Source organism: Kosmotoga sp. (genome assembly GCF_982836095.1).
The window spans coordinates 365-7,463 of sequence record NZ_CEYIHJ010000092.1 but is presented as its reverse complement, the minus strand read 5'-3'; the positions used below and the strand labels follow the sequence as shown (position 1 = coordinate 7,463).

Sequence of the window (7,099 nt, the reverse complement as noted above, 5' to 3'; positions counted from 1 at the left end):
GCATCAAGGGGAATCTCTTTTATTCCAGAAAAATCCAAAAGGTCATTTAAATGTTCTGTTGCAATAACCAGGACTTCCTCCGTCAACTGGGCACCTCCTTAAAAATTTACGTCCGGGGAAAATACCATCTCAGCCCCAAGAATTGCTGGGATTTCCATAATCACTTCACTGCTGAACTCAGGTGAAGCAGAAACCTCCGCGTGACCGACGAGCATTATTCCAAAGTAATGCTCCTCATCCAGCAAAGGGCCTATACCCAGCGAGTTTTCGTCGAGTTCAAAATGCACGGTAATAACACTTTTAAGGTTGAAACTTTCTGTTTTCGGTGATAACAGAGCCAGGTTAGAAATATCAAGGAGTTCATCAACAATAAAAGTTCCTCCGGTTTTGACTCCTCTTATGAGAAACAATGATTCATTATCGGGATCATAACCAGTATCTGAAGCGTCAGGATAAAGATCTACAAACCATTTATCGGGGAGGCCGTCCGCTTCTACTGAGCTCAAATCCGCCGCTATTCTTATGCGCCTTCTCCATCCTTTTTCACCGATATCGATATCATCAAAGGAATCGTTTAATTCAGATATGGAATAACTACTCTTTGATATCTCTTCCATGCTGTGCACATATACACAAGATTCAGAAGGTGTGGCACTGGGTTCTACATCAACTGCCGCTATCCTGCCTTCAAACGGGTCAAAAGCAGGTAAAGTCGTTGGAGAGAATCCCCTGACATACCTGAAATAAAAAGGTGTTCTTTCGTCTTTACTCGCTCCCCAATTTTCAAACCAGTTATCTGGAGCTTGAAACGATTCTGTGCTTTCGAATACTTCCACCGCAACATCAGGTTTATCACCATAGTATAATATCTTCGAACCAGAGAGTTCTTTCAACTCACCATCAACAAAAACCGTTGTCTTCACACCTATCCATAGTTTTTCATAATCCACTTCAGGTAAATAAAGATAGGCGCTTTGGCCAGAATCCTGTTGAAATAAATGGCCTGAAAGGCTCTTCCAGCTCCCTTCATCCCAGTACTCAACCTGCCACAGATATGTCTCTGAACCATCGGGTACGAAATTCTTGGGATTTACAGTTAGTTCCAACACTTCACCGGGTTCTCTGTTCAATTCCTGTGCAGATATACTCAAATATGGTCTATTACTGGATGGGCATCCTCCCAGAAACAACAGCGCCAAAAACATAGCTGTAAAAAAAAGCACAAGTTTTTTCATACTAATTCCTCCCTATGAGTGTCCTAACGAAGTCTTCCTCTTCATCATCCGGCAACCCTTCAAGTTTCGCCAGCTGAAGTTTATCTAGCACTCTTTTTATTGCCTTTCCCTCTTTAAGGCCAAACTTTTCAATCAATAGAGTTCCTGTTATCCGGGGCTTTTTCTCTTCAAGATTTTTTAGATAAATCCGAAACTTTTCGGAATCTTTTTCATCCAGGGAAGCATCGACAAAACAAAGCACTTCCGGCTCAGACTTCCTCACAATTGTGAAGAAAGTCTTGAAGCTGAGTTGCTCACCATCGTCATGTTTATTTTGCAACGCCCGGGAAATATTCACCGCTTTTCTTATCCAGTCGGGGAATTTTTTAGGAAATCCGTATCTTTTCACAATACTGTCTAGTTTCCTTACAGGTGCATTTCTCAACAAAATCATGGCAAGGATATAGACCGGTTTAGGCCCTGGAAACCTTCCCCTTCTAAAATATCTATCAAGCATCAATAGAGCTTCTGTATCAACCATACTGTAAGGGAATAAATGCTTTAAAACCCCGAGTTCATCCATCCGTTTAATGGCTTTTAATGGTTCGGGTTCTTCGATGATTTTTTCGAGCTCATATCTAAGTCTCTGGCCAGTTACACGTTCCAGGTAATTCTGTGTTACATGCTTTTTGAGGAGTTCCAGTGTACGCTCTTCAATTTTGAAATTGAAGCGCTGTTCAAACCGAATAGCGCGCAATATCCTCGTTGGATCTTCTACGAAGCTCAAAGGATAAAGCGTTCTGATGATTCCGTTCTCCAGATCGCGCTTACAACCAAAGAAGTCCAGCAAAAGGCCAAACTCCTCTTGATTTAACTTTATAGCCATTGCGTTTATCGAAAAATCTCTTCTGTAAAGGTCCTTCTTTATAGTGCTCACTTCAACGTTTGGCAAAACAGCGGGTTCTTCGTAATACTCTGTTCGGGCTGTTGCCACGTCTATTCGCAGTCCGTTTTTGAAAAAAATAGACGTGGTGAGGAATTCCTTGTGTTCAACACAGGTCACTTCGAAATATCGTCCAAAGGCTTGCGCAAAATGCCTGGCATTTCCCTCAACGACTATATCGATATCATAATTTTTCTTGCCCAAAAGGAGATCTCTGACAAATCCGCCAACAACATATGTCGCCATACCGACCTGATTGCCCACTATTCCAAGGAAACGAAGCATTGTAACTATATCTGGTTCAAGGCGGGTTTCAATGAGGTTTACAATCTTGGAGGTTTGTAGTTTGAGATTTTCTAACTCCTGTGATCTCTTTGTTAACACTCCGCGCATTAAATCAGACTTGGTAACGATACCAACAAGGATACCTTTATCCAGGACCAGGACACTTGATGAACCATTTTCCATCATCTTCCTTGCGGCTTCACTAACAGGGGCCGTGGCTTTTACGGTTACAAGATCGGTTTGCATAATCTCCTCAATATGAGAATTTTTTAGACCGTGCTTGATAGCTTTTCTCACGTTATCAAGAGTTACAATACCAATAAGCCTTCCCCCTCCTATGACTGGAAGGCTGCTATGCCCGGTGTTCTCCATTATTTTCGCCGCCTCTTTTACAGGCATTTCTGAAAGGACCGTACGCACTGGTGAAGACATGACCTCTTGAACCTGGACAAAACTGAGAATGTTTTTCCTGAGTGAATTGAAAATTCTTTCTTTCACCGCACTGAAATTGGCGTTTGCGTAAAAGGCAAGGGAAAAATTCGGATATGCACTAAGCTTGGAATCGGAAAAGATCTTTGAGAAATCAATCTCGCTGTATCTCGTGCGACCAGCAACAAAAACATCTTTCCCAACCTGTATAAAAACTATTAGATTGTCCGCCCCGATGGTTATCCAGAGTTTTTCTACCAATTCAAATATTTCTTTTGGCATAACTTTCAGTTTTGCCTCTGAAATAGCAACTTCAACCCCCTTGATTGAGAGAATCCGGGTATTATCCATGAATTTTTGAAAACACCTGCGTTGCTCACGTGTCAATGCAAATTTCTGATACTTGACCACCCTTTCCAACGAAGCACCCGAAGAAAGCAGCCACGCACCTGTGAGCAGGTCATCTGGTGTAGTTGTGGAAAGAGAAAAATTGACTGTCTTACGGTATAAAGCCACCGCATAAAGAGTAGCTTCTTCAGGGGTTATTTTTATCTGCTTTTTTCTCAGAATATCGCATAGCAATGTAATGGAAGCACCATAATGCCCCGAGATAACCTTATTCCAATTACCATCAACCGCTGTTCCAAGATGGTCAAACAAAATCTTATTGCAACGCTCCAAAAATGGCTTCACAGAAGCCGGTAACTGGCTTTCACTTACACTGCCAACAACAATCAAGGATGAAATCGATTCGAGCTCTAACTCTTCAAACCTATGATAGAAAAAGAGGTGTGGTGCGACTTCTTCTATGAACTTCTCAACCTTTGATTCCGGATTTCCTTCTATGACGATTTCATGTTTTGGGAAAAGCCTTTTGGCTGCAAAGCAGGCAGCAAGGTCATCAAAGCCAGGTTTGGGGCGTGTCGTTATTATCTTCAATCTAAATTCCACCTCTTCAGTTTTGTATAGAGTGTGCTTTTGCTTATTCCCAATGCACGGGCCACTTTTGTTTTATTGCCATTATACTTTCTCAGTAGTCTTTCTGTATAGTCTTTTTCAAGCTCCTCCAGTGACATTTCCTCAAATGAAGGTGAGGCCTTTTTAACAAGTTTTTGCATGTTTTCGGGAAGCATCCACTTTTCAAGAGTTTTATGTTCACCGTAAATCGCTATTATTGATAACAGTACATTTCTTAACTCCCTAACGTTGCCTGGCCAATCATAATTCATGAGCATTTCCATAAAATCGCTGGAAACATCAATTTTTTCCGTTATTCCGACTTCCTTTTGCAAAATTGGGATGAAATGGTTTACGAGGAGTGGGATATCCTCAATTCGTTCCTTCAATGGGGGAAGCTTGATCTTGACCACATTTAGCCGATAATACAAATCTGCTCTAAATCTTCCCTTCTCCATTTCGTTTAACAGATTCCGATTTGTTGCGCAAATCAACCTCACGTTCACTCTCTTCTCGAGTGTGCTGCCCAATCTCTTGAAATTGCCTCTTTCTATGAACCGAAGCAACTTTGGTTGAAGGCTCAAAGGCATTTCTGAAATCTCATCAAGAAAAAGAGTTCCGCCATCCGCTTCTTCTACAAGTCCTTTTTTGAAGGTATCCGCCCCTGTAAATGCTCCCTTTTCATGTCCGAAGAGTTCAGATTCAAAGAGGTTTTCCGGTATTGCAGAGCAATTTAACGCGACAAATTTCTTTCTTCCGCTTAGCCTGTGAATCAAGTTTGCAACAACTTCCTTTCCGGTTCCACTATCCCCTTCAATCAAAACGGAAACATTTTTACCCGCAATGGTTTCTACCGTTTTTTTTATCTTCATCATTTCAGTGCTTTTCCCGACTAAATTCAATTTCCTTTCAATACCGGTCAATCTTGAAAGCTCTTCATTTTCCAATTCCAGTTTTCTGTAACTCATCGCCCGTTTTATTTCAATCAGGGCATGATCGAGATCAAAGGGCTTCTCAAGAAAATTGAAAGCACCTTTTTTCACCGCGCTGACAGCACTGTTTATGTCTCCATGGGCGGACATGACAATAACGGTTGAAACAGCACTGGCTATTTCCACGAGTTCCATTCCATTGCCATCAGGGAGCCTTAAATCAAGGAGAACACAATGAAAATAGTCATTGTACAGCTTTTCCCTTGCTTCGCCCAAAGTCATTACACCCACAGGTGTATAGCCTGCATCTTTCAAAGCTTCACAAAGCATTTCGTTGAACATTTGATCATCGTCGATAACGAGGATCTTTTTTTTCACATCCTCACCTCTTAAATACCAGTCTGATAACAGTCCCTTTGCCCTTTTTGCTACGTATCTTTAGAGAAACATCATTATCCTCGCAAAAGCTTTTGGCAAGAGTTAATCCAAGACCTGTTCCATTTTCCTTTGTTGTAAAAAAAGCTTTTGTGGCTTTTTCAAGAACCCGTTTGCTCATACCGATACCGTTATCGCCAATCAGGAGGGCAATCCACTCTTGCCCTTTCCTTAACTTCAAAACAACATCGCCTTTATCTCCCGGTATTGCTTCAAGTGCGTTTATCACCAGATTTTTTATAACATTTTCAAGGCGCTTTTCCTGAACTTTAACGACTGCTTCATTTACATTTGAAGCCAGGCGAAGGTTAATCCCTCTGGTTTCTGCAATTGGTGTTAGGTATCTGACCACTCTATTCAAAAGTTTCGGCAAATCGGTATCTCGAGGTTCTTCCCCGTAATGGTACACCTGCAAAACACCAAGAATCTTTTCTTTCAGCGATTTTAGTTCCCTTTCAAGGCGTTGTAGATTTTGCTCTTTGCCTGTCCTTTGATATAGATCAAATGCCAGCTGGAGGTTTGCCAGAGGCTGCTTCAAGCCATGTGCGAGATCCGCTACCGTTTCCGCACTGACAGCGTAGCGCATTGTCTTTTCTAACAACCTTTCTGTCTTCCAGCGAGTCGTTATATCATTGAAAATCATGGAGAATTCTTCGTTTTCTCCTTCTTCGACGACTACCATATACCGTCTACTTTGCCTTCTGGAAAATACATGGTAATTGCCTTTTCTGACAGGGATTTTCAAACCGTTTCTTCGTAATATGCCAAAAATTCTTCCCTTTCCTATCTCCTTACCGTCGTTGAAGTGAATCTGGAAAGCTTTATTGTAAAATCTGATCTCTCCTTCTCTGCCAACAAGTACAATGGGCAATTCAAAGGAATTTACGAGATTGACGAAATTTTCGTAACGCTCTTTATAAAAGTCCTTCTCCTGAACGATTCTCTGTAAAGCGTTTCTGTGCGCGATAAAAACATTTTTCAAAGAGGTATCGATATTTTCCGGTTTCTTGCCAGCATTAATGGCATTGAGAAGTTTTGCCGCATCTCTTTCGTGGCTTCTGCTTTTCACGCAGTAAAGGATTGCGAAAAACACAGAAATGATAAGAGCGCTTGCCAAAAAACCACAAATGATGCCTAAAGCTAGCCAGATAATAGCTGCAAGTGCAAAGGTTCTCACACAACGATTATGGATTAATTCTTTAAGCCTTTCGAAGTTCGAGTGGTTCACCTCCCCGTATTCCGAGTACTTCAGAGGCATTTCCCTGGTTAACCGCGATTTCCAGGTACCCGCTACCATCCTCATGTAGCAAAATGGACCCTCGCCTTACATCAAAATATGTCCTTCCAAAGCTTCCTTCGAATTTTTTCCTGCCGATCGTTATTATCACTTTGTCATCACAATCGAAATATCTTCCAGCTAGTGTGCCGGGGATGTTCGTTTCAACATTTCCAAATCTATCTACAAAAGCTACTTCCCCTTTCACAACACCTGTTTCTTCAGCGTAAGCCTTCCAAAATTTTAAAACCTCATAACTCATCAGGAGATCTCCAACCTCAGAAAAGTCAATGCCTTTAGCCAGATGAGCAGCCACGGCGGCAAAAATATCCCGACCGTGAAAGGAACTGGAACCTCCATAATGCAGCTTAACATTATCCAATTCTCGTACTTCGCTAACCCCGAGGTCTTCACAGACAAAAGTGAATAATCCGTTATCCGGACCCACAAAAATCCGCTTGGATTTTGTTCTCACCGCTATCGCTTTTCTAGAACTGCCCACGCCTGGATCAACAACCGCAAGAAAGATCGTGCCATCCGGAAAATCCGCAGCCACTTTTTGAAGTATATAGGCCCCCATTCTAATGTTAAAAGGTTCTATACCATGGGTAATATCGAGAATCTCCAC

At 41.8% G+C, this 7,099-nt stretch carries 5 protein-coding genes; all 5 read right to left on the bottom strand.

Going from position 1 to position 7,099, the window contains the following annotated elements; all coding sequences use genetic code 11:
- Positions 1 to 98: 98 nt before the first annotated feature.
- Complete coding sequence (locus AC3LHT_RS06930; RefSeq protein WP_488662392.1) at positions 99 to 1,235, bottom strand: hypothetical protein; 1,137 nt, start codon at positions 1,233 to 1,235, stop codon at positions 99 to 101.
- A gap of 1 nt (position 1,236) precedes the next feature.
- Complete coding sequence (locus AC3LHT_RS06925) at positions 1,237 to 3,810, bottom strand: CBS domain-containing protein (protein ID WP_488662391.1); 2,574 nt, start codon at positions 3,808 to 3,810, stop codon at positions 1,237 to 1,239.
- Complete coding sequence (locus AC3LHT_RS06920) at positions 3,807 to 5,138, bottom strand: sigma-54-dependent transcriptional regulator (protein ID WP_488662390.1); 1,332 nt, start codon at positions 5,136 to 5,138, stop codon at positions 3,807 to 3,809. The genes AC3LHT_RS06925 and AC3LHT_RS06920 overlap by 4 nt, the downstream gene beginning before the upstream one ends.
- Positions 5,139 to 5,142: 4 nt before the next feature.
- Positions 5,143 to 6,498 (bottom strand): sensor histidine kinase, encoded by a 1,356-nt coding sequence (locus tag AC3LHT_RS06915; protein WP_488662389.1) that lies wholly within the window; start codon positions 6,496 to 6,498, stop codon positions 5,143 to 5,145.
- Positions 6,395 to 7,099, bottom strand: a 705-nt coding sequence (locus AC3LHT_RS06910; protein WP_488662388.1) for an SAM hydrolase/SAM-dependent halogenase family protein, incomplete at its 5' end; no start/stop codon positions are given. The genes AC3LHT_RS06915 and AC3LHT_RS06910, both read right to left, overlap by 104 nt.

Bases quoted from the DNA above. Each gene is read 5' to 3' on its own strand.
- AC3LHT_RS06915 (WP_488662389.1), bottom strand. From the start codon at position 6,498: ATGAGGATGGTAGCGGGTACCTGGAAATCGCGGTTAACCAGGGAAATG.
- AC3LHT_RS06930 (WP_488662392.1), bottom strand. From the start codon at position 1,235: ATGAAAAAACTTGTGCTTTTTTTTACAGCTATGTTTTTGGCGCTGTTG.